Annotated in this window: 1 protein-coding gene; it reads right to left on the minus strand. The window is 65.1% G+C overall.

Annotation, left to right across the window (positions count from 1 at the left end; genetic code table 11):
• Positions 1–760, minus strand: a 760-nt coding sequence (groEL, locus tag ABEA10_RS49740; RefSeq protein WP_345475724.1) for a chaperonin GroEL, incomplete at both ends; no start/stop codon positions are given.

Genomic DNA, 760 nt, shown 5'->3' on the forward strand with positions numbered 1-760 from the left:
TCAAGATCGATCTTGTCGAACGCGCCCGTGCCCGCCTGCAGCAGCGCCACGCCACCACCGGGGACGATGCCCTCCTCGACCGCGGCCTTGGCGTTGCGGACGGCGTCCTCGATGCGGTGCTTGCGCTCCTTGAGCTCCACCTCGGTGGCCGCACCCGCCTTGATCACGGCGACGCCACCGGCGAGCTTGGCCAGACGCTCCTGCAGCTTCTCCCGGTCATAGTCCGAGTCGCTGTTGTCGATCTCGACCCGGATCTCATTCACCCGGCCGGCGATGTCATCGGTGTTACCCGCACCATCGACGATCGTGGTCTCGTCCTTGGTCACCACGACACGCTTGGCCTGACCCAGCATGTCCAGCGTGGTGTTCTCCAGCTTCAGGCCGATGTCCTCGGAGACGACCTGGCCACCGGTCAGGATCGCGATGTCCTGCAGCATGGCCTTGCGGCGGTCACCGAAACCCGGAGCCTTGACGGCCACGGACTTGAACACACCGCGGATCTTGTTGACGACCAGGGTGGCCAGGGCCTCGCCCTCGACGTCCTCGGCGATGATGACGAGCGGCTTGCCACTCTGCATGACCTGCTCGAGGACCGGCACGAGGTCCTTGTTGGCCGAGATCTTCGAGCTGGCGATGAGGATGTAGGGATCGTCGAAGACGGCCTCCATGCGCTCCGGGTCGGTCACGAAGTAGTGCGACACGTAGCCCTTGTCGAAGCGCATGCCCTCGGTCAGCTCGAGCTCCAGACCGAAGGTCTGGC

Origin of the sequence: Actinoallomurus oryzae, assembly GCF_039541955.1 — a bacterium.
GTDB lineage: Bacteria > Actinomycetota > Actinomycetes > Streptosporangiales > Streptosporangiaceae > Actinoallomurus > Actinoallomurus oryzae.